At 61.7% G+C, this 25030-nt stretch carries 28 protein-coding genes; 17 read left to right on the forward strand and 11 right to left on the reverse strand.

The features are described 5' to 3' along the window. Positions 1 to 54: 54 nt before the first annotated feature. Complete coding sequence (locus V8Z65_RS03500) at positions 55 to 933, forward strand: alpha/beta hydrolase (RefSeq protein ID WP_338722564.1); 879 nt, start codon at positions 55 to 57, stop codon at positions 931 to 933. 20 nt (positions 934 to 953) lie between these two features. Here V8Z65_RS03500 and V8Z65_RS03505 read toward each other — a convergent pair whose 3' ends face one another. After that, the gene (locus V8Z65_RS03505) at positions 954 to 1835 is read right to left on the reverse strand and encodes a patatin-like phospholipase family protein (protein WP_338722565.1); all 882 of its coding nucleotides are present in this window, start codon (positions 1833 to 1835) and stop codon (positions 954 to 956) included. A 142-nt stretch (positions 1836 to 1977) separates the two neighbouring features. Continuing rightward, positions 1978 to 3249 carry a phosphoribosylamine--glycine ligase gene (purD, locus tag V8Z65_RS03510; RefSeq protein WP_338722566.1) on the reverse strand — a complete coding sequence of 424 codons (1272 nt, stop codon included), beginning with the start codon at positions 3247 to 3249 and terminating at the stop codon, positions 1978 to 1980. Positions 3250 to 3373: 124 nt separating this feature from the next. Between purD and V8Z65_RS03515 the strand changes: the two genes are divergently transcribed. After that, entirely contained in the window at positions 3374 to 3847 is a 474-nt protein-coding gene (locus V8Z65_RS03515; RefSeq protein ID WP_338722568.1) for a hypothetical protein, read from the forward strand. A 41-nt stretch (positions 3848 to 3888) separates the two neighbouring features. On the opposite strand, the gene V8Z65_RS03520 is transcribed toward V8Z65_RS03515, so the two are convergent. Both V8Z65_RS03520 and V8Z65_RS03525 read right to left on the reverse strand, forming a co-directional pair. Beyond that, on the reverse strand, positions 3889 to 5259 hold the full coding sequence (locus V8Z65_RS03520; RefSeq protein WP_338722569.1) for a glutamate--cysteine ligase: 1371 nt from the start codon (positions 5257 to 5259) through the stop codon (positions 3889 to 3891). A 72-nt stretch (positions 5260 to 5331) separates the two neighbouring features. Then, positions 5332 to 6081 carry a 16S rRNA (uracil(1498)-N(3))-methyltransferase gene (locus V8Z65_RS03525; protein ID WP_338722570.1) on the reverse strand — a complete coding sequence of 250 codons (750 nt, stop codon included), beginning with the start codon at positions 6079 to 6081 and terminating at the stop codon, positions 5332 to 5334. A gap of 157 nt (positions 6082 to 6238) precedes the next feature. Here V8Z65_RS03525 and ubiA point away from each other — a divergent pair, with 157 nt between their 5' ends. Then, positions 6239 to 7171 carry a 4-hydroxybenzoate octaprenyltransferase gene (gene ubiA, locus V8Z65_RS03530; RefSeq protein ID WP_338722571.1) on the forward strand — a complete coding sequence of 311 codons (933 nt, stop codon included), beginning with the start codon at positions 6239 to 6241 and terminating at the stop codon, positions 7169 to 7171. Positions 7172 to 7430: 259 nt separating this feature from the next. Here the strand turns inward: ubiA and V8Z65_RS03535 are convergent, their stop codons facing one another. Continuing rightward, the gene (locus V8Z65_RS03535; RefSeq protein ID WP_338722573.1) at positions 7431 to 7946 is read right to left on the reverse strand and encodes a DUF6101 family protein; all 516 of its coding nucleotides are present in this window, start codon (positions 7944 to 7946) and stop codon (positions 7431 to 7433) included. A gap of 253 nt (positions 7947 to 8199) precedes the next feature. On the opposite strand from V8Z65_RS03535, the gene V8Z65_RS03540 reads away from it, so the two are divergent. Then, positions 8200 to 9057: a 3'(2'),5'-bisphosphate nucleotidase CysQ gene (locus V8Z65_RS03540; RefSeq protein WP_338722576.1), complete on the forward strand. Its 858-nt coding sequence runs from the start codon at positions 8200 to 8202 to the stop codon at positions 9055 to 9057. A 3-nt stretch (positions 9058 to 9060) separates the two neighbouring features. After that, entirely contained in the window at positions 9061 to 9306 is a 246-nt protein-coding gene (locus V8Z65_RS03545) for a DUF4170 domain-containing protein (protein WP_338722577.1), read from the forward strand. Here V8Z65_RS03545 and V8Z65_RS03550 read toward each other — a convergent pair. The 4 genes from V8Z65_RS03550 to V8Z65_RS03565 form a co-directional block, all read right to left on the reverse strand. Further along, on the reverse strand, positions 9303 to 10457 hold the full coding sequence (locus tag V8Z65_RS03550; RefSeq protein WP_338722578.1) for a hypothetical protein: 1155 nt from the start codon (positions 10455 to 10457) through the stop codon (positions 9303 to 9305). The genes V8Z65_RS03545 and V8Z65_RS03550 overlap by 4 nt on opposite strands. A 2-nt stretch (positions 10458 to 10459) precedes the next feature. Continuing rightward, positions 10460 to 10681 (reverse strand): DUF2093 domain-containing protein, encoded by a 222-nt coding sequence (locus tag V8Z65_RS03555; RefSeq protein WP_338722579.1) that lies wholly within the window; start codon positions 10679 to 10681, stop codon positions 10460 to 10462. Positions 10682 to 10729: 48 nt separating this feature from the next. Beyond that, positions 10730 to 12346, reverse strand: coding sequence for an exodeoxyribonuclease VII large subunit (gene xseA / locus V8Z65_RS03560; RefSeq protein WP_338722580.1), 1617 nt, complete (start codon positions 12344 to 12346; stop codon positions 10730 to 10732). A 96-nt stretch (positions 12347 to 12442) separates the two neighbouring features. After that, entirely contained in the window at positions 12443 to 13330 is an 888-nt protein-coding gene (locus V8Z65_RS03565; RefSeq protein ID WP_338722581.1) for a LysR family transcriptional regulator, read from the reverse strand. A gap of 149 nt (positions 13331 to 13479) precedes the next feature. Here V8Z65_RS03565 and V8Z65_RS03570 point away from each other — a divergent pair, with 149 nt between their 5' ends. Continuing rightward, a complete protein-coding gene (locus tag V8Z65_RS03570) occupies positions 13480 to 13743 on the forward strand; it encodes a DUF1127 domain-containing protein (protein WP_338722583.1) in 264 nt (87 codons plus the stop codon). 249 nt (positions 13744 to 13992) lie between these two features. Here V8Z65_RS03570 and V8Z65_RS03575 read toward each other — a convergent pair whose 3' ends face one another. Together V8Z65_RS03575 and V8Z65_RS03580 are read right to left on the reverse strand one after the other, a co-directional pair. Continuing rightward, positions 13993 to 14238 carry a PilZ domain-containing protein gene (locus V8Z65_RS03575; RefSeq protein ID WP_338722584.1) on the reverse strand — a complete coding sequence of 82 codons (246 nt, stop codon included), beginning with the start codon at positions 14236 to 14238 and terminating at the stop codon, positions 13993 to 13995. A gap of 17 nt (positions 14239 to 14255) precedes the next feature. After that, positions 14256 to 14714, reverse strand: coding sequence for an invasion associated locus B family protein (locus V8Z65_RS03580; RefSeq protein ID WP_338722585.1), 459 nt, complete (start codon positions 14712 to 14714; stop codon positions 14256 to 14258). 374 nt (positions 14715 to 15088) lie between these two features. On the opposite strand from V8Z65_RS03580, the gene coxB reads away from it, so the two are divergent. From coxB to V8Z65_RS03635, 11 genes are all read left to right on the forward strand, one after another. After that, on the forward strand, positions 15089 to 16018 hold the full coding sequence (gene coxB / locus V8Z65_RS03585; protein ID WP_338722586.1) for a cytochrome c oxidase subunit II: 930 nt from the start codon (positions 15089 to 15091) through the stop codon (positions 16016 to 16018). A gap of 23 nt (positions 16019 to 16041) precedes the next feature. Continuing rightward, positions 16042 to 17736: a cytochrome c oxidase subunit I gene (gene ctaD / locus V8Z65_RS03590; protein WP_338722587.1), complete on the forward strand. Its 1695-nt coding sequence runs from the start codon at positions 16042 to 16044 to the stop codon at positions 17734 to 17736. Between the two features lie 99 nt (positions 17737 to 17835). After that, positions 17836 to 18729 carry a heme o synthase gene (locus tag V8Z65_RS03595; protein WP_338723940.1) on the forward strand — a complete coding sequence of 298 codons (894 nt, stop codon included), beginning with the start codon at positions 17836 to 17838 and terminating at the stop codon, positions 18727 to 18729. 1 nt (position 18730) lies between these two features. Then, positions 18731 to 18916: a hypothetical protein gene (locus tag V8Z65_RS03600; RefSeq protein WP_338722588.1), complete on the forward strand. Its 186-nt coding sequence runs from the start codon at positions 18731 to 18733 to the stop codon at positions 18914 to 18916. Further along, positions 18916 to 19482: a cytochrome c oxidase assembly protein gene (locus tag V8Z65_RS03605; RefSeq protein ID WP_338722590.1), complete on the forward strand. Its 567-nt coding sequence runs from the start codon at positions 18916 to 18918 to the stop codon at positions 19480 to 19482. Before V8Z65_RS03600 ends, V8Z65_RS03605 begins: the two co-directional genes overlap by 1 nt. Before the next feature lie 2 nt (positions 19483 to 19484). Further along, complete coding sequence (locus tag V8Z65_RS03610; RefSeq protein ID WP_338722592.1) at positions 19485 to 20321, forward strand: cytochrome c oxidase subunit 3; 837 nt, start codon at positions 19485 to 19487, stop codon at positions 20319 to 20321. Between the two features lie 70 nt (positions 20322 to 20391). Further along, positions 20392 to 20745, forward strand: coding sequence for a DUF983 domain-containing protein (locus V8Z65_RS03615; protein WP_338722593.1), 354 nt, complete (start codon positions 20392 to 20394; stop codon positions 20743 to 20745). Then, positions 20742 to 21518 (forward strand): SURF1 family protein, encoded by a 777-nt coding sequence (locus V8Z65_RS03620; protein WP_338722595.1) that lies wholly within the window; start codon positions 20742 to 20744, stop codon positions 21516 to 21518. The genes V8Z65_RS03615 and V8Z65_RS03620 overlap by 4 nt, the downstream gene beginning before the upstream one ends. 69 nt (positions 21519 to 21587) lie before the next feature. Then, on the forward strand, positions 21588 to 22979 hold the full coding sequence (gene thrC, locus V8Z65_RS03625; protein ID WP_338722596.1) for a threonine synthase: 1392 nt from the start codon (positions 21588 to 21590) through the stop codon (positions 22977 to 22979). Positions 22980 to 23031: 52 nt separating this feature from the next. Next, complete coding sequence (locus tag V8Z65_RS03630) at positions 23032 to 24294, forward strand: pitrilysin family protein (protein ID WP_338722597.1); 1263 nt, start codon at positions 23032 to 23034, stop codon at positions 24292 to 24294. 4 nt (positions 24295 to 24298) lie between these two features. Continuing rightward, positions 24299 to 24928, forward strand: a complete 630-nt coding sequence (locus tag V8Z65_RS03635) for a GNAT family protein (protein ID WP_338722599.1) — start codon at positions 24299 to 24301, stop codon at positions 24926 to 24928. Positions 24929 to 25030 lie beyond the last annotated feature (102 nt).

Here is a 25030-nt window from a genome sequence, read left to right on the forward strand (position 1 = left end):
AACCATTCGGTTATGAAATAGCGATTAGCTATATAACCAAATGGAGATATAAAGATGTTGCGCAGAATCTTTGTCGCTCTCGCTGCTACGGCGGCGATCTTCTCGCTCCAGGTCACATCCTTTGCTGAGGAACAAACCGCCATGACCGACCAGCCCCAAACCGGCTTTGCCCTCGTTAACGGCCTTGAGCTCTATTACGAAATCCATGGCTCCGGCTCGCCCCTGCTGGTGCTGCATGGCGGTATCGGCGCCACCGAACAGTTCGGCCCCAATATCGCGCTATGGGCCCAGAATCGTCAGGTTATCGTCGCCCATATGCAGGGACACGGCTTTACCAAGGATATCGATCGGCCCTATGACCTCGAGCAATTCGCCGATGACGCGGCAGGCCTGCTCGATCATTTGAACATGCCGCAGGCCGATGTGCTGGGATATTCGATGGGTGCCAGCGTGGCGGCCCATCTGGCGGTCCAGCATCCCGACAAGGTTGGCAAGCTGATCCTGGTGAGCGGCACCATGGATAATGGCGGCCAATATCCCGAGGTGCAGGCCGCTTTCCCGGCCATGGCCGACAATGCCGCCCAGATCGGGGCCGGCATGGCCGCCTCGCCATTGGCAAGCATGTATCCCGACATCGATTGGGAAACCGCGTTTCGCAAAATGGGCGAGCTGCAGAGCCAGTCCCACGACTATGGCGACCAATTCGCCCGGATCACCGCGCCCACGCTTCTGGTCTTTGCCGATGCCGACAGCGTGACTGGCGATCATATATTGGCCATGTATCGCGCGCTTGGCGGCTTTCAACGCGATGGCGGGCTCGACGGGTCACAGCGGGCCCAGGCGCAACTGGCTATCGTGCCGGGACACACGCATTACAATATCCTCGAAACCACCCAGGTTGGCCAACTGAGCGAAACCTTCCTGGCGCAATAGCGCCGGGAAGTCCTGCCCCTTCAGTCCTTGGGATTGGAGTCGATCGGCTCGATGCGGTCCTGAATATAGGCCTCGATCTTATGCGCGAGCATGCGCTTGAACCGGTCTTTCTCCGCATCGGCATGGGCGATGATCTCCCGCACGCGCCAGAATTCCATGGCCCCGATATGGGAGACACGCGGGCGGATATAGATGTCCGGCGGATAGGCGGCCATCATATGGGCGGTCAGCGAATGCATCATGATCTGGGCCGAACCGAACCAGATATCGATGGCCTTGTGGTCGGTCTTGGTGAGATTGGCCGAAGGATCGCCCGCCACATCGATGCCGATCAGGAAATCGGTGTCGATATCGGCCTGATCGAGCGGCAGCGGATTGACCACGCCGCCATCGACCAGAAGGTGGTTGTTGTAAACGACTGGCTTGAAAAAGCTGGGAATGGCGAGGGAGCCGGCAATGGCCGGGCGCAGCAGGCCCGAATTGAACACCACCTGATGCCAGGACTGAAAATCGGTGGCCACGACATAGAGCGGAATTTTCAGATCGCGGAACTCGAGCGGAAAATTGTCGGGCAGAAAGGCGTCCACCACATTGGTGGCTTCGATCTGCATGGAGATGCCATTTTTCAACAGGCCGCCAAGCCCACGAATCTGGGTCGCCCAGAGCCGGCTCGCAATGGTGCGCAAGGTGCCCAGCACTTCAAAGGAATGCTCGCGCAGCTCCTTGCCGCTCATTCCGGCGGCCCAGCCCGAACCGATCAGCGCGCCGATTGAGGTGCCCGAAATGACCGCAGGCTTGAGGCCAAGCTCATCCATGGCCTCGATATAGGGGATATGCGTCAGTCCACGGGCCGACCCGCCACCCAGGGCGACCCCGATTCTGGGTAATCCGCTCTCGTTCATCCTGCCACGCTCCGCACCTTTCCTGCGCAGCCTGTCCGCCAAAGCCAGCCCACGCCGTTGCAGCGGCGTCAACTTGCGCTCGGGCGGCGGCGCATCAAAGACGGTTCGTAGATAGGGTAGGGTTTTTAGATTGAAGAAAGGTTCAGCTTTCGCGGGCGATTTCCCGCCAGCCGATATCGCGTCGGGCAAAGCCTTCTGGCCAAACAATTGCGTCCACGCCTCTATAAGCACGTTCCTGTGCCTCTCTGACCGATGCCCCGAGCGCGGTGACATTGAGCACGCGCCCGCCATTGGCCAGTAAACGTTCGCCATCACGCTTCGTTCCAGCGTGGAACACGGTCAGCGTATCGCTGTCGAGCCCGTCGACGCCTTTGATCTCGCTGCCTTTGTCATAATCGCCCGGATAGCCCTTGGTGGCCATAATGACGGTGAGGGCAAAGTCGTCTTTCCAGGCCACGTCATGCCCGGCCAGGGTGCCGGTGGCCACGGCATGGAGCAGGGGAACAATGTCGCTTTCCAGGCGCATCATCATCACCTGGCATTCCGGATCGCCGAAACGGGCATTGTATTCGACGAGCTTGGGACCATCCTCGGTCAGCATCAGCCCGGCATAGAGCACCCCGGCATAGGGCATGCCGCGCTGGGCCATGCCGCGTATGGTCGGCTCGACAATGCGGGCCATGGTCTGGTCATAAATGGCCTTGCTCATTACCGGAGCGGGCGAATAGGCGCCCATGCCGCCGGTATTGGGGCCCTTGTCGCCGTCGAAGGCGCGCTTGTGGTCCTGGGCGGTGGTCAGCGGCAGGATGGTTTCGCCATCGCTGAGCACGAAAAGGCTGACCTCCTCGCCTTCCATGAATTCCTCGATGACCACCGCAGCGCCCGATTGCCCGAACGTGCCGGCAAAACAATCGATAATGGCCGCCTCGGCCTCCTCCATGCTCATGGCCACCGTGACGCCCTTGCCGGCGGCCAGGCCATCGGCCTTGATCACGATGGGCGCGCCTTGCGTATAGAGATAGGCCAGGGCCGAGGCTTCGTCCTCGAAGCGGCCATAAGCGGCGGTGGGGATATCGAATTCGTCACAGAGCGCCTTGGTGAAGCTCTTGGAGCCCTCGAGCTGCCCGGCAACCTTGGAGGGACAGAAACAGGTAATGCCAGCGGCGCGGACATCGTCGCCCAGGCCTGCCACCACCTGCGCGTCGGGGCCGACCACGACAAAATCCACGGCGTGCTCTTTTACGGCGGCAATCACGGCCGCATGGTCGGTAATGTCGACCGGGATATTGGTGGCCAGCGCCCCGGTGCCGCCATTGCCCGGAGCCACTAAGAGGGCATCCACCAGCGGTGACTGCGCGATCTTCCAGGCCAATGCGTGCTCGCGCCCACCCGAACCAATGACCATTACGCGCATATCCTGCCTCCGTGATCTGTTGCGGGCGTGATGCACGAGACGGGCAGGTGAGGCAAGCAGTTCGCCTCACTTTTGGCTTGTTTCTTGCGCAACGCAGAGGTCAGACGCGGTGGGAGTGAAAGAGATGGATTGGACGCTGTTCGGCTTGGTGCCGATGATTTTTGGTGGCGCCCCTGCCGATTCACCACGCGCGCTGCTGGACGAAATCTATCGGCCGCGCCAGAGCGGGCAGCAGATCAATCTCGAAGAACACTATACCGATCACCTGCAGTCACTGGTGGTCTATAATCTTCAGGCCAATGTGGTTGACGCCAGCGGTGTCCAGGTCGATCCGGGTGCGCCCGGAATTCCCGCCTTCAATCCGTTCCTGAACGGGCCGGAAACGCCAGTCGATGCGCTCTTTGTCAGCGAACCCATCGTGCAGGGGGACAATGCCGTTGCCCTGGTCAGCTTTGAGCGCGCCGGACAGCCCACCGTGCTCACTGTCTCCATGGTACACGATGGCACCTGGAAGGTGGACGACGTGGCCTCGGTCGGCGCGGGCGAAAAGTGGCTATATTCCTGGCTGCTGCAATACGATCCGTTTGACCAGCAGTAGGCGGGCGCTCGGCTCTTCCCTGTCCTTCCGTGCGAAGCGCTTTAGAGCTCGGCTTCCTTGAAAATGGGCAGCACGCTCTGGTTCCATTCGCCATGGAACTTCTCGAGCCAGCGCTGGGCCGGGGCCTTGCCGGTGCGGATGGTTTCTTCGAGGGGGGCGAGATAAATGGTTTCGTCCTGCCCCTGGGCGTTGAGCCGGTTGCGGCGGACAAGGCCGGCTTCGGCGATCCCGACCGCCTGGGCGGCAATGTCGAAGATCGATGAGCGGTCGAACGGCGTATCGAGACCGAGCCGCGGCACCTCGCGACGCAAATGCTCGCGGTCTTCATCGGTCCAGTTCTTGACCAGTTCCCACGCCGATTCCAGCGAGGTCTCATCATAGAGCAGGCCCGTCCAGAATGCGGAAAGGGCCACCACATGGGCCTCGTCGCCCATATCGGCGCCGCGCATTTCGAGGAACTGCTTCAAGCGCACTTCGGGGAAAAGGGTGGATAGGTGATCCTCCCAATCCTTGATGGTCGGCTTCTCGCCCGGCAATTGCGGCAGGCGGCCATCGAGAAAATCACGGAAGCTCTCGCCGGCGACATTGATATATTTCTTGTCGCGGATGACGAAATACATCGGCACATCGAGCGCATAATCGGCATAGCGCTCAAAGCCGAAACCGGGTTCGAACACGAAAGGCAGCATGCCGGTGCGGTCGTCATCGGTATTGCGCCAGATCTCGCTGCGGAAGCTGAGATAGCCGGTATCGCGGCCATCGGCGAAAGGCGAATTGGCAAAAAGCGCCGTTGCAACCGGCTGCAAGGCCAGCGAGACGCGCAGCTTTTTGACCATGTCGATCTCGCTCGAAAAATCGAGATTGGTCTGCACCGTGGCCGAGCGGTACATCATCGAGGTGCCCAGCGTGCCGGTTTCACCCATATATTTGGTCATGATGCCATAACGCGACTTGGGCATGGCCTTGATATCTTCAACGGCCCAAAGCGGGGTGACGCCCAGGCCCAGAAAATGAATATCGAGCGGTGCGGCGACCTTTTTGGTGACGCGCATATGTTCGCTAAGTTCAGCCGCGGTGCCATGCAGATCGGTCATGGGCGAGCCGGAGAGCTCGAACTGCCCGCCTGGCTCAAGCGAAATGCCGCCGGCAATCTCGTTATTCCTCAGGCCAATGGGATTGTCGCCATCATAGAAAGGGTGCCAGCCGGTCTCCTTCTCGATGCCGGCCAGAAGGGCCTTGATGCCCTGCTCACCCTCATAGGCAACCGGACGCAGCGGATTGGTGTGGAATACGTGCTTTTCGTGCTCGGTGCCGATGCACCACTGGTCCGCCGGCTTGGCGCCGCGTTCCATCGCCTCGATCAGGTCGTTGCGCGATTCGATCTGGGGCGAGAGGGTGTCGACGCCGGCCATGTGGTCCTCTTGGCTGAGGGATAGAGACTGGGGCGGCAAAATAGCGAGAGCAAGGCGGAAAGCAATCGCCTTTTATCGCCAATCACCGATGATCGACTGTATAACAGCCAGGCCGGCCACTGCAGCCGTGTCAGCCCTGAGGATTCTGGGGCCCAGGCTGATGGGAACGACGAAGGGCGATGCGCGCAGCTTTGCCCGCTCGGCATCGGAGAAACCGCCTTCCGGACCGATCAGAAGGCCAATGCGCCTGTCCGCAAGACGTTCCAGCGCCGCAACAGGCGAGGCCGAGGCCTCGGCCTCGTCGGCAAAGAGCAATATCCGGTCCCCATGCACGCCCGGCCAGGTGTCGAGCAGAGCCTCAAGGCTGGTTTCCGGCGCAATCTGCGGCACCGAGAGGACCTCGCATTGCTCGGCGGCCTCTATGGCATTGGCGCTGAGCCGTTCGGGCTTGAGCCGATGCAATTGGGTAAATTGGGTCATGACCGGCTGGATGATGCCGACGCCCATTTCCACCGCTTTCTGGATCACATAATCGAGCCGCTCGCTTTTGAGCGGTGCAAAACCATACCAGAGGTCGGATGGCGGGGTTTGCGGAGCGATTTGCTCGACTGCGTCCAGCGTCACCGATTTTTTCGAGTCGCTGATCAGCCGGCAGAGCCAGGCGCCATCCCGGCCATTGAACAACACTACCTCGTCGCCAACAGCTTTGCGCAGCACTGCGGCGAGATAGAGGGACTGATCCTTGTTCAACGCAATCTGTGTCTTCGCGGCCAGGTCCGGCTCGACAAATAGGCGGGGAAGGGAGGCGTGACTGCGGGGCATGGATGGTCGCTGGTTAATTGCGGGCCCAACATAGTTGTTGTGACCGGACCGGCAACCCCCACCCTCATTCCCTTCCCACAAGGGGGAATGAGGGTGGGGTGGTGCGTCGCGCGCTGGACCGTTATGAATTGCGCGACTAAAGCCGAGGCCTGCAAGCATGAACACCCCCCATCCCACTGGCACCGTCGCCGACGCCCAAAAGGACAATTGGCTCGATCGTTATGCGCCCGAGCCGGTCAAGCCCTATGGCCGCCTGGCGCGCTGGGACCGGCCGATCGGCTTTTATCTTTTGTTCTGGCCCTGCGCCTGGGGCATCGGGCTGGCGGCCCTGGCGCAGCCCGAATTCGGCTTCGGCTGGTGGGCGGCGATCCTGATGTTCATTGGCGCCATTCTGATGCGCGGGGCGGGGTGCACCTTTAACGACATTGTCGACCGCGACATCGATATGCAGGTGGCGCGGACGCGGTCGCGACCTATCCCGTCTGGCCAGGTGACGGCCCGCGAGGCCTTTTATTTCCTGATTGCCCAGGCCTTGCTCGCCTCGGCAATTCTGTTCCAGTTCAACCGGTTTACCGTTTGGGCTGCCATTGCCTCGCTGGTGCTGGTGGCCATCTACCCCTTCATGAAGCGCATCACCTGGTGGCCGCAGCTTTTCCTCGGGTTGGCCTTTTCCTATGGCGCGCTGGTGGGCTGGTCGAGCCAGACCGGGGGCCTGAGCTGGGCGCCGGTGGTTCTCTATGTCGGCACCATCCTCTGGGTCATCGGCTATGACACCATCTACGCGCTGCAGGATATCGAGGACGACGCGCTGGTCGGCGTCAAATCCACCGCGCGCCTGTTCGGTGACAATGTGCGCCCCGCCGTTGCCGTGCTCTATGCGGGGGCATTTCTGCTCTGGAACGTGGCTTCACTCATGGCCGGCGGCGGCATCATCTTTGCCGCCATTTCGTTGGTCGCTGCCGGTCTCATGGCCTGGCAGCTCTGGACGCTGGACAAGGACGTGCCGCTCAATCCGTACAGCCGCTTTTACAACAACCACTATGTCGGCATGGCGCTGACCCTGGCGCTGCTGGCCGATTGGGTTTGGTAGCAGGGTTCGGAATGCCTTTCTAACGTCTGCGGCACCCTCCCTTCGCCCTTGAGGGGAGAAGGTGGCCCGATAGGGGCGGATGAAGGGTTCGACCTCGCGGTCCTGCCGAAGGGCATTCACCCCTCACCCCGTCCCTCTCCCCTGAGGGGCGAGGGGCGCAAGGACCGGCATATCAGTTCGGACGATTGATCTAAAAAAGCCGAAAGGGTCGACCGCACCACCGGTCGACCCTTTTCGGCTTGCTTTGGAGAGCAATGATTTAGTGCGCGTCGGCCTGGCCGGGCTTGCGGCGATTGAGAAAGCGGGGGCGGCGCGAGGCATCGGCGGCAAGCTTGCGGCGCGGGGTCGGACTGCCCAGCATGACCCCATCGACTTGCTGGCTATAGGGCATATAGGCACCATCGCCGGCCTTGATGAACAGCGGCAGGCGGAGCTTCTTGCCCCAGTTCTGCCATTCGGCGACGACGTTGTGATTGCCCTCTTCCTCGAAGACTTTGTAATTGAGCTCGGCATCGGAATGGACCAGTTCGATCGAGCTGGTCAGCATGCCGTCTTCCGAAATGGCGGTGGCCACGGCTACGCCGATAAATTCAGTCACCGGCACCTTGATCTTGATGGCCACGCCGCTCTGTTCGAGCATTTTGCGGACCGTGACGGTTTTGACCGGCTCCTTGGGGCCATTGTCGTTTGCCGCCATGAAGCGGCGCTCGGCCAGGACCGGGCGGCCAAAGGCCAGAACGACTGACGAGCCTTCCATCGCAACGCCATGAACCATTTTTGATGCCTTCCTGTAACTTCGAGAGCTTGTTTTTGTGCTCCGTTTGTAAGGCCAATCTACCCCAGCCCCTTACCCACGCCCTTAATCGGTTGGGTTAAGTTTATGTTGTTTTCCCGGAGGGTTAGCAGGGTATTGCACCTAGTCAGAAGCGGTTAACCCCGTGTCTTGCGAGCCTGTTTACCCTGCCATATTTGCCGGCGCTGGATGCGCCCTTGTGGAATGGCCGCCCGCAGCCTAAAAGGCCCGCATAATGCCGGCTTTCGCCCCACCCTACGATGATGACCTCGAACTGCTCCGCTCGACCGCGGTGGCAGCCGGCATCATCGCCTCGAGCTATTTCCGGCGCGATATCAAGTCCTGGACCAAGGAAAATGCCTCGCCGGTCAGCGAAGCCGACATCGTGGTGGACCGGTTTCTGGCCGCCAATCTCCTGCAGGCGCGCCCCAATTATGGCTGGCTGAGTGAAGAGACGGTCGACAATCCTTCACGTTTGGACTGCGAGCGCGTCTTTGTCGTCGACCCCATTGACGGCACCCGTGCCTTTTTGCGCGGGGAGGATTATTGGACGGTCTCGCTGGCCGTTGTGGAACATGGTGTGCCGGTTGCCGGCGTTGTCTATGCCCCGGCCCGCGACGAGCTCTATGAAGCCTCCAAAGGCGGTGGCGCCCGCCTCAATGGCAAGCCCCTCATGCGCAGTCGCCGCGCCGGGACGGCTCCGCTCATTCCCGCCCCGGGTGCGGTGCATCAGGAATTGCAGGCCGCCGGGCTCGACTATACGCGCGGACCGGCATTCCCGTCCCTGGCCTATCGGCTGGTGCAGGTGGCGACGGGCCGGCTCGACGCCGCCGTGGCGCGTCGCGGCTCGCAGGACTGGGACATTGCCGGAGCAGCGGTCATTCTGGCCGAATGCGGCCTCGACTTTGCCGATGTGTGCACCGGGTTCCCACAATTGAACAAACGAGATGTGCGCCACGGGGCGCTTGCGGCCCTGGGCGACATGAGCCTAAAACCCCTCGTGCATGCGGCGCTGATCAAGGTCTATGGTTGCCCCCAGACCCTGTATGGTGCCGATGCAGCTCAAACTCAATTGCCTCAAACGCGGGACTGACCGATGGCTGAAACGACCGACAAGCAACTCTTGCATCTGGTGATTGGTGGCGAACTCGCCAGCGGCGAGGGCGTGACCTTTGCCGATCTCGATCAGGTCGATATCGTTGGCGTCTATCCCAACTACGCCGCGGCCGAAAAGGTGTGGCGCGCCAAGGCACAGCAGACCGTGGATAGCGCCCAGACGCGCTATTTCATCGTGCATCTGCATCGCCTGCTGGACCCCACAACCGACACCACAAGGGGTTAGGCCGCGTCCAGCCCCAAAGCGTCGAGAATGGCGGCCAAGGCACCCGGGCCGCCAATCCGCTCCTGCCCTGCAGCGCCCAGTTCGGCTCGCCCGCTGTCATTGCCCAGAAGGGCCGCAAGCGCTGGCGTGAGCTTGTCGGGATAGGCCTCCACCACCACCCGGGCCGGCCCGAACAGGCGCTGTTCATCCTCAAAACGGGACCGGCGGTCGCGCGGATTGATGAAGGTGATGGCCGGCTTGCCCAATCCCAAAGACTGAATGGTGGCGGTGCCGGCCTGGCTCAGCACCAGATCGGAGGCCGCCAGCAGATTGCCCATGGCCCGGCCACGCGCCATGTGAACGGTCAGCGTTTCGTCGCTCAACTGCCCCAGATCGTCGGGCTCGGCGCTGAGCATGGAATTGCGCTGCAACCCCGCAGCCTTGGCCAGTTCCGAAATGCTGACGCTCCCGGCGACGGCCAGAAAGATATCGGGCCGAAGATCGGGAGGAAGCTGGCGCAGGGCGGCAATCTGCAGCGCAAAGCTCTCCGAGGTCAGCGCCCGGCTGCCGGGCAGCAACGTGACGCCAAGCCGATGCGTCCGGCGCGAGGCAGCGTCGTAATCGCCATATGGAATGGTATCCATCATCAGATTGCCGGCGCTGCGCGCATCCACACCGGACTGCCGCAGCAACTCGGCCAGATTGTCGGCGCGGCAGAACACCAATGCGCATGAGCGCCGGATGGCAAGACGCTCGAGGGCCGAATAGAGCCGGGCCGACCCGGTCTTGTAGACATCGATATAGACAAGGTCGCGATGGCCGGTGGCCAGGCAGGCCAAGACCCCGACCATGTCGCCCACGACAAGCACGCGATCGTAGCGGCCACGCACCGAACGCAGGAAACGCAGGGCCGGCGGTATAGTCATCAGCCCGCCATTGATGACGTCTCGGCGCAGCGATCCCTTGACATTGCGCCAGCCTTCCGAGGCCAGCGTAGCGCGCGGGCCAACAACGGGGCAGATGCCGTCATAGGCCTTGCCGCTGCCGATCATCGGATAGGCGTCGGCCGACACATGATCGGGCAGGCGGGCCACAAGCTGGGCCGCTATGGCATCCTCGCCATGTCCGTTGGAAATGATCAGGAAGCGCTGACGCGGCGCCGCATCGATCACCCTTAATTGCCCCGTCCGAAGCGTTCCAGCGCCTCGTTTGCCGCCATGGCATCGACATAGGGCTCCTGCCGGTCAACGCTCCAATAATGCAGCTCGTCGAGCGGGATCGGCTTGCCGGTAATCGCGCAGCGCACGAAGCTGCCGGGCTTGAGCACGACATAGTCGCCATCGAGATAGCGCAGGCTCGCTTCCGCGGGCGCAAACCCCTTATCGAAGATGTTCATGACATTCGTCCTCGGCTGTTCTGCACTTATATCGGACCGAAATGCTCATCAAAAGAGACTTTCCTGTGAACCGTCATCGGGCCCGGACCGGCTGGGCTTGCGGCGCGTCGGCGGCGCACCGGCGACCACGACGCCAACCTCGCCATCGGCAAAGCTGAGCTTGAGCGCCTCGCCCGGCCTGGCACCCGCCTGGCTGGTGACAATCTGTCCGGCTTCGTCCTGCACCAAAGCATAGCCGCGTGCCAAGACATTGCGATAGCTCAGGGTTTCCAGAAGCTTTCCCAATTGCGCCCAGTGTGAGCGACGGGCCCGCGCCGCTTGACCGGCTGCGGCATCGAGCCGTGCCCCCAGGGGCGCAATATGGCTCTGGGCATGTCGCAATTCGGCCCGCAAGGGCTTATCGGACAATCGGGGGACGAGGCGCGCAAGCGCTGCCTGCTTGCGCTCCAAGGCCGTGGCGGCCGCCGCGGGCAATTGGCGCGCCCGCGGCGCGAAGGTCAGGCGGGCGCGCTCGAGGTTGGCGGCAAGACCAGCCCGGCCGCGCCGTTCGAGCACATCGAGCCCCCTTGAGAGTTCGGCATGGCTTTGCCTGATCAGGCGCGGCTGCACCGATGCAGCCAGATTGGAAAAGGCAATGCGCCGGGCCTGCACAAAATGCCGCAATGCGCTCGATAATTGGCTGCTGGCCAGATCAAGGCTTTGGCGCTGCGTTGAAGCCAGGTCGGCGGGACGGGGCAGGCCTGCACTGGCGGCGCGCAATCGATCCTTGAGACTCATCAGGCCGCGTCGCATGGTCTGACGCTGCCGGGCGCCTTGGTCCTCCACATAGGCGATCAGCTCGGCACGCACGGGGACCGCGGCCTCGGCTGCTGCGGTCGGTGTGGGCGCCCGCATATCGGAGGCATAATCGACAAGCGTGGTATCGGTTTCGTGCCCGACAGCGGTGATGACCGGAATGTCGGACCCGGCGACGGCGCGGACCACCGCTTCTTCGTTAAAGCCCCAGAGATCCTCGATCGAGCCGCCGCCACGGGCGACGATCAAGAGGTCGGGGCGCGGAATCGGGCCGCCGGGCACAAGCGCGTTGAAGCCTTCAATGGCATTGACCACTTCGGGCGCGCAGGTGTCGCCCTGCACCCGCACCGGCCAGACCAGGACATGGCTTGGGAAACGATCATCGAGCCGATGCAGGATGTCGCGGATAACCGCGCCGGTGGGGGAGGTGACCACGCCAATAACCCGGGGCAGATAGGGCAGGGGGCGTTTGCGATCCCGCGCGAACAGGCCCTCGGCCAAGAGCTTCTTACGGCGCTCCTCGAGCAGCGCCATCAGCGCTCCGGCGCCGGCCGGTTCGATATTTTCGATGACGATCTGATATTTGGACGAGCGCGGAAAAGTGGTCAGCCGCCCGGTGGCGATAACCTCAAGCCCTTCCTCGGGCTTGAATGCCAGGCGCGCATAATTGCCCTTCCAGACCACCGCATCAATGGAAGCGGCATCGTCCTTGAGGGTGAAATAGGCGTGACCGGAGGAATGCTGGCCGCGAAAGCCGGAAATCTCCCCACGCACCCGCACATGGCCGAATTCGTCCTCGACCGTGCGTTTGACCGCCTGGGCGATTTCGGAAACGGTGAACTCGGCGGCATTGGTCAGAGGCTGAGACATGAAGCGTTTCCAGCAAAAGTGGTAACGGTTTTGCGTTTCGGAAACGCGACAAAACTAGAGTCTCTGGTGCGACAAAGCCGGCACAGGGTCAAGTCGCTACTCGGCGGCTTCTGCGTGAACGGTTGTTTCCAGATTGCCCATGGACTGCACAATGTGATTGGCCAGCGCATCGTAAATGCCACCATAGGCATGGCTGGCGCGGGTCAGCGCGATCTGTGCATCGGCCAGGTGAGGCAGGCCATATTCGTCCCCGACCACCCGCATGCCCGGCTGCAGCGCGCTTTCGGGCAGGAAGCCGACCGCCAGGTCCGACAGGACCGCTGAGGAAATGGCCGTCGCATTGGAAGAGGTATAGGCCACCCGGTAATCGAGCCCGCTGCGGTCGAGCTGCTCCATCGCGTCCTTGCGCCAGATGCAGCAATTGGGACCGCAGGCAATGGCGAGGGGGTCGCTGGCAAGCGCCCGCCCGCCATGGCTCGAGACCCAGAACATCTTCTCGGTGCGGAACAACTCGCCGAAATTGTGATCGGTGCCTTGCGTGAACACGATCAGATCGTAGCGCCCCGCCTTCATGCCCTCGAGCAATTGTTCCGAAGCCATGCAGGACACGTCCACGGCGATCTTGGGATGGGTACGCTGGAAACTGGATAAAATGACCGGCAACAGGCGCACCGCATAATCGTCCGGCACCCCGAAACGGATCGAGCCGGCCAGGTCATTATCGTTGAAGTGGTCCAGAATCTCGGCATTGGTGCGCAGCATTTTGCGCGCCCGCTCATAGAGCACTTCGCCATGATGGGTCAGGCTGACGCTGCGGCCGTCCCGCGTCAGTAAGGTTTGCCCCAGCCTTTCTTCGAGCCGCTTGATCTGCATCGACACGGCCGACTGGGTTTTGTTCACGCGCCGCGCCGCTTCGGTGAAGCTGCCGCAATCGGCAATGGCGCAGAAACTTTGCAATTGATCGAGGTCGAGGGGAGCTGTCATGACTTTCCATCACCCAAATTGATCGTTGGGATGAAATCTATTTGTTGGACGAATGAGTGTCCAGAGCCTATCTATCGACCATCGATACAAAGCCGTATCGAAACCGCCGGTCTCCCTCCGGCGGCTTGCCCTGCTCATTGGAGAAGAAAATGGCTCTCTCGCTACCCGGCGAGCGGTCAGTTGCGGCCGGCTCGCGCGTCAACCCTGTTCGCGCCCTCGTTGCCTGGATTGCCCGGGCTCGGGCTCTGCGCGCCCGTCGCAAAACGCTCCAGGAGCTGCTGGCGCTCGATACTGCGCGGCTCAAGGATCTCGGCCTCAAGCATAGCGATATCGTGGATGCCATGCAGGCCACCAATGGCCGGGCCGCCGGCATGATCCTGAACGCGGCCCGGTCGCGCAACGCAAAGAGCTAACTCAGTCAGTCAAAATCTGCGGCCGTTCGTGGCGGCCGCCACCCCCCGTTTGGCTGCGTGGCCAACCCTCCGCTCGTTCCGGACAGCATTGCCGGCCTGGCATGCGGCCACGCTCCCTCCCCCAGTTGGGACGATCACTTTTGCCTGTGGGCGTCTCATCTCCCGGGTCGGTTTCCCGCCGGCCCCGTTTCCTGAAAACTTACCGGGCCATGCGCTTGCATGAGCCCGGTTTTTTTTCGGTAGCGCGGGCTAGAGGAAGCGGACGCCGATTTCGGTTTCGGTGTGCCAGGCAATTTCACAATCGAAATTGCGTCCGTCCGCCAGGGTCAGGGCGAAGCGCTGGGGAATGCCAAGGGTGCTGGTCACCGCAAGTTTGGCGCCGGTCTCGGAAAGATTGCGCACGGTGCAGTCGTAGACCGAGCGGCGATCGTTAAAGACGATCTTGCCGCCCTTGAGGGTGCGGTGCCGCTGTGTCTTGCGCTCGTCCTGGCTCACCGGCCTGTGCCTCGCTGTCAGGGAAGGGCCGCAAAGCCTTCGGCAAAGCCATTGAGCGATACGGGTATGCCCACGCCCTCTTCTGGGGTCTTGAAGACCACGAAAATGGCATTGGTGCCTTCGGACAGCACATTGATGATCTCGTCATCGAGTTCGACCTCGGCGACGCAGCCATTGGGCAGGCAACGCACGAAGGCCACCCGGCCCATATCGGTGCCATCGACATTAAGGCCCAGTCCGTTGGGGAGCAGGACGCCCAGCGGAGCCAGTACCCGCAACAGGCGCGCCTCGCGGTCGGCCGTGCGCAGAACGATGACGGAGAGGCCGACATTGGGCTGGTCTTCGGCAAGCACGTTCTGAATGATGGCGCACTGCTCGAAACTGGCACCGGGCGGTGTATCGCAGCTCATCTGCCAGTCGCCATATTCGGCGCGCACCGTGCCCTGTGCCTGAACTGGGGCAGCCAGCAGGGCCATTGCACATGCACCAATCACACCAAGCCGCTTTGCCCAGACCATCACTTCTTTCAACTCTCCCGCCGAATCGACGTTTTGCCCGTGGGTTGGACCTGTTTCCGACAGACATCCGGACCTGTCAACCAAACCCCCGGTATTCCGGCCCCTTGTCCTTATAAACTGCGGCGCGCATGAGGCGGTATCGGCCTGCGCAGGCACCAATTTGCCGCACTCTACAGGCCCAAGGCCGCAATAGACTCACGTCGAGCAATGTGATTTAGGTCAAACACGAGTTTTGCGCTCCGAAGTTGAGTCGGGGCGGCGTTTGCTATGCCGCTATCAAACCCATCCTGCTTCGGTGCACGCCGCCAGAACGTGTCGATAGGGGGTATATGGTGACCGGGCAGTTCTTTACCAAGATGGGCGCCGTTAGTGCGGCCGCAATGGCGCTGGTGCCGGCAATGGCATCGGCCCAGGAAGTCGGTCGTGGCCATCCTGAACCGGGCCAGTTCCACCTGCAGCAGTCCGTTACGCCGATCATGGACTCCATCACGGCCTTCCATGATGGAATCCTGATGTGGACCATCTCCCTGATCGTGCTTTTCGTGCTGGCCCTTTTGGTCATCGTGATCGTGCGGTTCAACGCCAAGGCCAATCCTGTGCCGGCGCGCTTCACCCACAATACCCTGGTGGAAATCATCTGGACGGTCGTGCCGATCCTGATCCTGGTGGTGATCGCCATTCCGTCCTTCGGCGTACTCACCGACCAGATGACCGTGCCGGACGGTCAGCGCAAATATCTGGGTTCCAACATCTTCTCGCTTGGCGAAGTTGACGTTCCCGAGGCCTCGATCACTATCAAGGCAACCGGCGAGCAGTGGTACTGGAATTACGAATATGTGGATCAGGGCATTGGCTTTGACTCCAACATTCTGGGTGAAACCAGCGCCGATGGTGTTGATCGTCCGACCCTGAAGCCCGATCAGCCGCGCCTGCTTGCGGTCGACAATGAGCTGGTCGTGCCGGTCAATACCACGGTCCGCATGCAGGTCACCGCTAGCCCGACTGGGGTTATTCACGCCTTCGCCGTTCCCTCCTTTGGCGTCAAGGTCGACGCAGTTCCCGGTCGCCTGAATGAAACCTGGTTCAACGTGCGTGAGACCGGCATCTATTACGGCCAGTGCTCGGAATTGTGCGGCAAGGACCACGCGTTCATGCCGATCGCCGTCCGGGTTGTGACCGCCGAGGAATATGACGCCTTCATCAAGGCCCTGGCGGATAGCCGCAATTACAGCACTGCAGCCGCCGTGCTGCCGGCACTCTAAGAAAAGGGTCAGAGGACAAGACAATGGCAAATACCGCTAACCTCGAAGCCCATGCCACCGGGCACGGCCATTCCGCTCACGAGCATCACACCCCCACCGGGTGGCGTCGCTGGGTCTATTCGACCAACCACAAGGACATCGGGATCATGTATCTCGTGTTCTCGATTGTTGCCGGTGTGATCGGTGGTCTGCTCTCGGGCGCCATGCGTCTGGAACTGCAGGAGCCGGGCATTCAGATTTTCCACGGCCTGGCCGCCATGGCTTACGGCCTGGAAGGGGACTCGGCGCTCGACGCTGGCAAGCACATGTTCAATGTGTTCGTCTCGGCCCACGCGCTGATCATGGTCTTCTTCACCGTTATGCCGGCCACCATGGGTGGCTTTGCCAACTATTTCGCCCCGCTGATGGTGGGTGCGCCCGATACCGCCTTCCCGCGCATCAACAATGTGGCCTTCTGGTTGCTGCCGCCGGCGCTGCTGCTGACGGTCCTGTCGATGTTCTTCGAAGGTCCGGCGGGCATGCTCGGCTTTGGTGGCGGCTGGACGGCTTATCCGCCGCTGGCGACGGTCGGTCATCCGGGCCCGGCAACCGATTTCGTGATCTTCTCGCTGCACGTGGCGGGCGTGAGCTCGATCCTGGGCGCGATCAACCTGATCACCACCATTCTCAACATGCGCGCTCCGGGCATGACGCTGCACAAAATGCCGCTCTTTGCCTGGTCGGTGCTGGTGACTGCCTTCCTGCTGCTGCTGGCCCTGCCGGTTCTGGCCGGCGCCATCACCATGATGCTGACCGACCGCAATTTCGGCACGACTTTCTTCGCGCCCGATGGCGGTGGTGATCCAGTGCTTTACCAGCACCTGTTCTGGTTCTTCGGTCACCCCGAAGTGTACATCATGATCCTGCCCGGCTTCGGCATTGTGTCTCACATCGTGGCCACCTTCAGCCGCAAGCCGGTGTTCGGCTACATGGCCATGGCCTATGCAATGGTCGCCATTGGCTTTGTCGGCTTCGTTGTGTGGGCGCACCACATGTACACCACCGGCCTCAGCCTCGACGTGCAGCGCTATTTCGTGGCCGCCACCATGGTCATCGCTGTGCCGACCGGCGTGAAGATCTTCTCCTGGATCGCCACCATGTGGGGCGGTTCCATCACCTTCCGCATTCCCATGCTCTGGGCCATCGGCTTCATCTTCCTGTTCACCGTTGGCGGTGTGACCGGTGTGGTGCTGGCCAATGCCGGTGCGGACCGTGCCCTGCACGACACCTATTATGTGGTCGCGCACTTCCACTATGTGCTCTCGCTGGGCGCCGTGTTCTCGATCTTTGCGGGCTGGTACTACTGGTACCCGAAAATGTTCGGCTACATGTACAACGAGTTCCTGGGCAAGCTGCATTTCTGGGTCATGTTCATCGGTGTGAACCTGATCTTCTTCCCGCAGCACTTCCTGGGCCTTGCTGGCATGCCGCGCCGCTATATCGACTATCCCGATGCCTTTGCGATGTGGAACCGCGTGTCGTCGATCGGCTATTATGTGACCTTCGTGGCGATGATCATTTTCTTCTATGCCACCTGGGAAGCCAGCCGGAAAAAGCGTCCCGCCGGTGACAATCCCTGGGGCGAAGGTGCAACGACGCTGGAATGGACCCTGTCCTCGCCCCCGCCGTTCCACCAGTTCTCGACACTGCCCAAGATCGACTCCAAGGACGCGCACTAAGCGCTCCGGAGACGAGATAAGCGGATCGCGCCCCGGCGCGGTCCGCCTTTCAAGGAAAGACCCGTGGCCTATATCGACAACAGCAGTGATGTTCCCGCCCTGACCGGCGGTGCGCGCGTCGAGGATTACCTCGCGCTGCTGAAGCCTCGTGTCATGTCGCTGGTCGTGTTCACCGCCCTGGTGGGCATGCTGGTAGCGCCGGGCGGCATCAATCCCTTTGTCGGTCTGATCGCCATTGTCTGCATCGCCATCGGGGCAGGGGCCTCGGGCGCGCTCAATATGTGGTACGATGCCGATATCGACGCCATTATGAGCCGCACCCAGAACCGGCCCATCCCGGCAGGCCGCGCAACCCGCGGCGAGGCCCTGGCGTTCGGGCTCGTGCTTTCGGTCTTTTCGGTGACCCTGCTGGGTCTCGCCACCAATTGGCTTGCCGGCGGGTTCCTCGCCTTCACCATTTTCTTTTACGCCGTCGTCTATACGATGTGGCTTAAGCGCTCGACCCCGCAGAACATCGTTATCGGTGGCGCGGCTGGCGCCTTCCCACCCATGGTGGGCTGGGCTGCCGTTACGGGCACGCTGAGCTGGGAGAGCTTTGCACTCTTTCTCATCATCTTTCTCTGGACGCCGCCCCATTTCTGGGCGTTGGCCCTCTATAAGCAGGGGGATTACGGCGCCGCCGGTATCCCCATGATGCCCAATGTGGCGGGCGAAAAGTCCACCAAGTGGCAGATTTTCGGCTATTCGGTCGTCCTGGCCGCCTCAAGCCTGCTGCCGGTCTGGCTCGGCTTTTCGGGCTGGATTTACGGCACTGTCGCCGCCCTAAGCGGCCTGAGCTTTGTCTGGCTCGCCCTGCGGCTCCTGCGGGCGGAGGGCAATGTGTCGATGCGCCGGACCGCGCGAACCGTGTTTACCTTCTCGCTGAGCTATCTCTTCGTGCTGTTTCTGGCGCTGCTGACCGACAATATCGCCTTGCGGCTGGGAGTGATCTGAAATGGCCGAACCAACCGGCGCCAAGCTCGCCCCCAATGGCATGACCCCCGAACAGGAGGCTGCCTTCCGCAAACAGCGCCGCCGGCGCTCGCTGGCCCTGGCCGCGGCATTGGCACTGTTCGCCCTGACCTTTTACGTGCTGACCATCGTCAAGATGGGTCCGGCCCTGTTCGACCGGGCAATGTAATGGCCGATACCAGCGCACAGTTTCACGAGACGGAGCACGGCAAGCGCAACACGCGCGTGGCCGTGATATTGGCCGGCGTGGTGGCGAGCATGGTGGGCCTGGCCTTCGCCTCCGTGCCTCTTTACCAGATCTTCTGCCAGGTCACCGGCTATGGCGGCACTACCCAGGTCGCCACCGACAACCCCAAGGGTGTTATCGCCCGCGAAATGAAGGTGCGTTTCGACGTCAATGTCGATCATGGCCTGCCCTGGACCGTGACCCCCGCCGCATCCATCACCGATCAGATCGGTCGGGTGGATACGGTCAATTACATAGCCACCAATAATTCGGACAAGCCGATCACCGGCCAGGCGATTTTCAACGTGGTGCCGGATCAGGCGGGTCTCTACTTCAACAAGATCGAATGCTTCTGCTTCACCGAGCAGACGCTTCAGCCCGGCGAAACCGTCGAAATGCCCATCGTCTTTTTCGTCGATCCCGATATCGCGGAAAACCACGAGCTCAACACCATCAAAGAGATTACACTCTCTTATACGTTCTACGCTTCAGACAGTGAGGGAAGCTGACCATGGCTGCCATTGAGAAGAACCATGACTATCACATGGTCGAACCCAGCCCCTGGCCGTTCGTAATTTCGGTTTCGGTCTTCGTAATGATGATCGGCGCCGTTGCCTGGATGCAGGAATGGACGCCATGGCTGTTCTTTATCGGCCTGGCTGGCGTGCTCTACACCTTCTATGCCTGGTGGGCCGACGTCATCAAGGAAGCCAATGACGGGCATAGCCATACCCCGGTCGTGCAGATGCACCATCGCTATGGCATGATGCTGTTCATCGCCTCCGAAGTGATGTTCTTCGTGGCCTGGTTCTGGGGCTATTTCGATGGCTTCTTCCGCCTCGATGACGTGGAACAATATGCGCGCGTCGCCGCTACCGGCGGGCATTGGCCGCCGATGGGTGTCGAACTGTTCGACCCGTTCCACCTGCCGCTGTTCAACACGCTGATCCTTTTGACCTCGGGCACCACTGTAACCTGGGCGCACCATGCGCTGCTGGAAAACGATCGCCAGGGCCTGCGCTGGGGCCTGGTGCTGACCGTTGCCCTGGGCGCGCTCTTCACCTGCGTGCAGATCCTTGAATATAGCCACGCCGCCTTCTCGTTCTCGGGCAATTTCTACGGCGCCACCTTCTTCATGGCGACCGGCTTCCACGGCTTCCACGTGCTGATCGGCACCATTTTCCTGCTGGTCTGCCTGGTGCGCGCCGAAATGGGTCATTTTACCCCCGAACGCCACCTGGGCTTCGAATTCGCCGCCTGGTACTGGCACTTCGTGGACGTGGTCTGGCTGTTCCTGTTTGCCTCGATCTATGTCTGGGGCAGCTGGGGCGTGCCGCTGAGCCATTAAGGGCCAGCCAGAAATGCACAAGGGGCGCGGCGTGGCTGCGCCCTTTTTCGTTGATCCTGGAGGGAATGCCATGGACGCGCCAAACCCGATCCTGGCCGGCCTGACCTGTCGCTGCCCGCGGTGTGGCAAGGGGCGGCTGTTTTCCGGCTATCTCAAGCTGGCACCGGCCTGCACCCAATGCGGGCTCGATTACAGCTTTGCCGATAGCGGCGACGGGCCGGCGGTTTTCGTGATTTTTCTCGTGGCGCCGCTGGTGATCATTCTGGCTCTGATCGTGGGTTCGCTCTGGACCATCCAACCCTGGATGCATCTGGTCCTGTGGCTGCCAACAACGGTCATTCTCAGCCTGGCGCTGCTGCCGCCTTTCAAAGGCGTGCTGATCGATCTGCAATATTCCAACGATGCCCATGAGGGCCGGTTGTGAGCGCAATCAGGCCGAGTGGTTTGCGCTGGGGCGACTGGCTCTTTGCAGCGCTGATGCTGGCCCTGGCCGTCGCATGCATGTTCCTGGGAAATTGGCAGATGGCCCGCCTGGCGGAAAAGGAAGCGCTGATTGCCGCGGTCGATACCAGATTGTCGGCCGAACCGGTCGCGGTCCCAGGACGGGCCGAATGGAACGACCTCGATCTCGATCAGTGGAATTACCGGCCCGTTACTCTGACAGGCGGCTATCGCTACACGCAGACTGTGACCGTCTTCACCAGCCTTGCCAATCCGCACGGACGCTTCTCCGGGCCCGGCTATTGGGTGGTGACGCCTTTCGAGTTGACGGGGGGCGGCACGGTCTTTGTCAATCGTGGTTTCGTGCCGCAGGAATACCAGGAACAGGCGGCGCTGGGCGATCTGCATGGCGACGATCCGGGCAGAGTGACCATTGTGGGATTGTTCCGGCCGGGCGAGGCGGTCGGCTTCATGGTGCCCGATGCGAATATGTCCGATCGTATCGAGTGGGTCCGCAATCCCGAGCGCCTGGCGGCCATGGTCGATCCGGCCCTGGCGCCCATCGCGCCCTTCTATGTCGATCTGCTGTCGTCCGGGGCCGATGCACTGCCCCAAGGTGGCGAGACGGTTTTTACCTTTACCAACAACCATTTCGGCTATGCCCTGACCTGGTATGGCTTTGCCATAGTCGCCGTGGTCATGCTCGGATTCTGGCTGTGGCGGCAGTCGCGACGGGCCGACAAGACGGTTCAGTGACGCCAAAACCTTGCGGCCACGGTCCGCTTTGACTAGGTTGCACCAATTCTAAAAGGGCTCTTCCCCCCGATGCAGTTTGTTTCCACGCGCGGCCAGGCGCCGGCGCTCGGCTTCTCCGACGCAGTTCTGGCAGGTCTTGCCGCAGATGGCGGCCTTTATGTTCCCGCCTCCTGGCCGCAGATCGGCGCCGACGAAATTGCCGGCTTCGCCGGGAAACCCTATGCCGATGTGGCCTATACGATCATCTCGCGTTTTACCGGCGAGGAAATTGCCGCGGACAAACTCAAGGCCATTATCGAGGAGGCCTATGCCAGCTTCCGCCACCCTTCGGTGACGCCATTGGTTGAGCTGGAGCCGGGCCATTTCGTGCTCGAACTGTTCCACGGCCCGACACTGGCCTTCAAGGACGTGGCGATGCAGTTCCTGAGCCGCATCATGGACCATATCCTGGCCGAGCGCGGGCTGCGGGCAACCATTGTCGGCGCGACCTCGGGCGATACTGGTTCGGCCGCCATCGAGGCCTTTCGCGGTCGCGACACCACCGATATTTTCATTCTCCATCCACTGGGGCGCACCTCGGAAGTGCAGCGCCGGCAGATGACCACGGTACTGGACGCCAATGTCCACAATATCGCGCTCGAAGGCACGTTCGACGATTGTCAGGACGCGGTGAAGGCCATGTTCAACAATCATAGCTTCCGCGATGGAGTGCGCCTGTCCGGCGTCAACTCAATCAATTGGGGCCGCATCGTTGCGCAGATCGTCTACTATTTCACGGCGGCCGTGTCGCTGGGCAGTCCGCACCGCAAGGTCAGTTTCACCGTGCCGACCGGCAATTTCGGCGATATTTTTGCGGGCTATTGTGCCCGACAGATGGGCCTGCCCATCGACAAGCTGGTGATCGCCACCAATGCCAATGATATTCTGAGGCGGACCCTCGATACCGGACGCTATGAGATGGCGGGTGTCGCCCCCACCATCAGCCCCTCCATGGACATCCAGATCTCCTCCAATTTCGAGCGGCTGCTGTTCGAAAGTGCCGGACGCGATGCCGATGCGGTCACCCGCATGATGGCAGGCCTGAAGCAGTCGCGTGGCTTCGAGCTGCCGGAGAACGCCATTGCCGCCATCCGCCGCGACTTTGCCGCCGGCACAACCGATGAGGCGGCGACACGGGCGGTGATTGCTGAGACCCACAAGGCCTCGTCCTATCTGCTCGATCCGCATACGGCGGTGGGCGTGGGCGTGGCGCGGCAACAGGTGCATGGTGGAATTCCTATGATCACCCTTGCCACCGCGCATCCGGCCAAGTTCCCGGCGGCGGTTGCCGAGGCCGCCGGCGTCGAACCGACGCTGCCGGCCTGGCTGAGCGATCTTTATGAGCGGCCCGAACGGGTCACGGTGCTGGCCAATGACCAGCGCCAGATTGAGGACTTCATCGCGGCGCGTAGCCGCGCCTGAACGACACGGAAAAGCCGCGGTCGTTTCAGGCCGCCGGTTCAGGAGGACCAGTGTGAGCGTAAGATCGACGACCCTGGAAAACGGCATGGTGGTGCTCACCGATGACATGCCGCATTTGGAAAGCGCGTCTCTTGGCGTCTGGGTGAAGGCGGGAGCCCGCTCCGAGCGCAAGGCCGAGCACGGCATTTCGCATCTGCTCGAACATATGGCCTTCAAGGGCACCCAGACCCGTACGGCACTGGAAATTGCCGAGGCGATAGAAAATGTCGGCGGCGACCTCAATGCGGCGACCTCCATCGAGCATACCGGCTATTTCGCCCGAGTTCTCAAGGATGACGTGGTGCTGGCCGCCGACATTCTGGCCGATATTTTGCAGAACTCGACCTTCGATGAAAGCGAGCTGGCGCGCGAGAAACAGGTGATTGTGCAGGAGATCGGCGCAGCGCGCGACAATCCCGACGATCACGTCTTCGACCTGTTCCAGGAGGCGGCCTATCCCACCCAGCCTATTGGCCGCACCATTTTGGGCACGGTCGATTCGGTGCGCGCCTTTTCGCCTGAAACGGTGCGCAAATATATGCGCCGCAATTATGTGGGCGACCACATGGTGATCGCCGCCGCCGGACACGTCGACCATGATGAACTGGTTCATGTGGCCAAACAGCGCTTTGCCGAACTGGCGCCCAATGGCGCGCCTGATCCGCAACGCGCCGAATATAAGGGCGGCCAGGAGCGTCTGATTTCCGATCACGAACAGGCTCATATTGTGCTGGGCTTTGAAGGTCGTGCCTATAATTCGGATGGCTTTTATGCCGCGCAGGTGCTGGCCTCGATCCTGGGTGGCGGTATGAGCTCACGCCTGTTCCAGGAGATTCGCGAAAAGCGCGGCCTGTGCTATTCGGTCTATGCCTTCCACTGGGCTTTTGCCGATAGTGGCGTTTTCGGCGTTGCGGCGGCAACAGGCGAAGACGAAGTCAGCGAACTGGTGCCCGTCATTCTCGACGAACTGCGCCGGGCCACCGAGAGCATCACCGATGAGGAAGTGGTTCGGGTGCGCAATCAGATTCGCGCGGGTCTCCTGATGTCGCTCGAAAGCCCCTCGGCTCGCGCTGGGCAATTGGCCCGCCAGCAGATCCTCTGGGGCCGGCCCATCCCCATGCAGGAGACGGTGGAGCGCATCAATCGCATCACCGCCCAGCGGGTCCGCGACGTGGCCGAGCAAATCTTCACCGCAGGCACGCCGACCCTGGCCGGCATTGGCCCCATCAACCGCCTCGCCGATGTTGAAAGCATTGGCGACACCCTCAAGCGCTAAGCTCATGTTCTGGCCCTGGTCCTCGCCGGCGCCTCTGGTCACGCTGCGGGGCGCGCGGGTATTGCTGCGCCTGCCGCAAATGCGCGACTACGAAGCCTGGTCCAGATTGCGGCGGGAGAGCCAGGACTTCCTGCGGCCCTTTGAGCCGCGCTGGACCGAGCTTGACCTAGCCCGTCGGGTCTATGCCATGCGGGTCCGCCGGGCCCGCCAGGAGGTAGAAGAGGGCACCGACTACACTTTCTTTATCTTCCTGGGCGAGGGGCAACAGGCGCAATTGGTGGGTGGCATCACCCTGTCCAACATCCGGCGCCGCGCCGCCCAATTCGTCAATCTGGGCTATTGGATGGGGCAGGCCTATGCCGGCAAGGGCCTGATGACCGAGGCCGTGGGCGTGGTCGTGCCCTTCATTTTCGAGGCGCTCGATCTGCATCGCATCCATGCCGCCTTCCTGCCCTCCAATACCGCCTCGCGCCGAGTGCTGGAAAAGAACGGCTTTGTCGAGGAGGGCTTTGCCAAGCATTATCTGCAGATCAATGGTCGCTGGGAGGATCATGTCCTGATGGGGCTCACCAAGGAGCGCTGGGACACGATGCGGCTTGGCGGGCACCATATCGGTCAATCCTGGATGGCCTGAGACCAATTGTCTGTGTGTTGCGCCTCGGCAACAGACAAGGGCGCTTGTCGCAAGCCTCAATCTCCCGTACCAAGTGAACGTTCCGCTGGAGGATCAAAAAGA

The sequence above is a fragment of the Devosia sp. XK-2 genome, from assembly GCF_037113415.1.
In the GTDB taxonomy this organism is placed as follows: domain Bacteria; phylum Pseudomonadota; class Alphaproteobacteria; order Rhizobiales; family Devosiaceae; genus Devosia.

What these genes read in the sequence shown, in the direction of transcription:
- V8Z65_RS03500 (WP_338722564.1), top strand. Translation starts at nt 55, where the DNA reads ATGTTGCGCAGAATCTTTGTCGCTCTCGCTGCTACGGCGGCGATCTTC.
- V8Z65_RS03505 (WP_338722565.1), bottom strand. Translation starts at nt 1,835, where the DNA reads ATGAACGAGAGCGGATTACCCAGAATCGGGGTCGCCCTGGGTGGCGGG.
- purD (WP_338722566.1), bottom strand. Translation starts at nt 3,249, where the DNA reads ATGCGCGTAATGGTCATTGGTTCGGGTGGGCGCGAGCACGCATTGGCC.
- V8Z65_RS03515 (WP_338722568.1), top strand. Translation starts at nt 3,374, where the DNA reads ATGGATTGGACGCTGTTCGGCTTGGTGCCGATGATTTTTGGTGGCGCC.
- V8Z65_RS03520 (WP_338722569.1), bottom strand. Translation starts at nt 5,259, where the DNA reads ATGGCCGGCGTCGACACCCTCTCGCCCCAGATCGAATCGCGCAACGAC.
- V8Z65_RS03525 (WP_338722570.1), bottom strand. Translation starts at nt 6,081, where the DNA reads ATGCCCCGCAGTCACGCCTCCCTTCCCCGCCTATTTGTCGAGCCGGAC.
- ubiA (WP_338722571.1), top strand. Translation starts at nt 6,239, where the DNA reads ATGAACACCCCCCATCCCACTGGCACCGTCGCCGACGCCCAAAAGGAC.
- V8Z65_RS03535 (WP_338722573.1), bottom strand. Translation starts at nt 7,946, where the DNA reads ATGGTTCATGGCGTTGCGATGGAAGGCTCGTCAGTCGTTCTGGCCTTT.
- V8Z65_RS03540 (WP_338722576.1), top strand. Translation starts at nt 8,200, where the DNA reads ATGCCGGCTTTCGCCCCACCCTACGATGATGACCTCGAACTGCTCCGC.
- V8Z65_RS03545 (WP_338722577.1), top strand. Translation starts at nt 9,061, where the DNA reads ATGGCTGAAACGACCGACAAGCAACTCTTGCATCTGGTGATTGGTGGC.
- V8Z65_RS03555 (WP_338722579.1), bottom strand. Translation starts at nt 10,681, where the DNA reads ATGAACATCTTCGATAAGGGGTTTGCGCCCGCGGAAGCGAGCCTGCGC.
- xseA (WP_338722580.1), bottom strand. Translation starts at nt 12,346, where the DNA reads ATGTCTCAGCCTCTGACCAATGCCGCCGAGTTCACCGTTTCCGAAATC.
- V8Z65_RS03565 (WP_338722581.1), bottom strand. Translation starts at nt 13,330, where the DNA reads ATGACAGCTCCCCTCGACCTCGATCAATTGCAAAGTTTCTGCGCCATT.
- V8Z65_RS03570 (WP_338722583.1), top strand. Translation starts at nt 13,480, where the DNA reads ATGGCTCTCTCGCTACCCGGCGAGCGGTCAGTTGCGGCCGGCTCGCGC.
- V8Z65_RS03580 (WP_338722585.1), bottom strand. Translation starts at nt 14,714, where the DNA reads ATGGCCCTGCTGGCTGCCCCAGTTCAGGCACAGGGCACGGTGCGCGCC.
- ctaD (WP_338722587.1), top strand. Translation starts at nt 16,042, where the DNA reads ATGGCAAATACCGCTAACCTCGAAGCCCATGCCACCGGGCACGGCCAT.
- V8Z65_RS03600 (WP_338722588.1), top strand. Translation starts at nt 18,731, where the DNA reads ATGGCCGAACCAACCGGCGCCAAGCTCGCCCCCAATGGCATGACCCCC.
- V8Z65_RS03605 (WP_338722590.1), top strand. Translation starts at nt 18,916, where the DNA reads ATGGCCGATACCAGCGCACAGTTTCACGAGACGGAGCACGGCAAGCGC.
- V8Z65_RS03610 (WP_338722592.1), top strand. Translation starts at nt 19,485, where the DNA reads ATGGCTGCCATTGAGAAGAACCATGACTATCACATGGTCGAACCCAGC.
- V8Z65_RS03615 (WP_338722593.1), top strand. Translation starts at nt 20,392, where the DNA reads ATGGACGCGCCAAACCCGATCCTGGCCGGCCTGACCTGTCGCTGCCCG.
- thrC (WP_338722596.1), top strand. Translation starts at nt 21,588, where the DNA reads ATGCAGTTTGTTTCCACGCGCGGCCAGGCGCCGGCGCTCGGCTTCTCC.
- V8Z65_RS03635 (WP_338722599.1), top strand. Translation starts at nt 24,299, where the DNA reads ATGTTCTGGCCCTGGTCCTCGCCGGCGCCTCTGGTCACGCTGCGGGGC.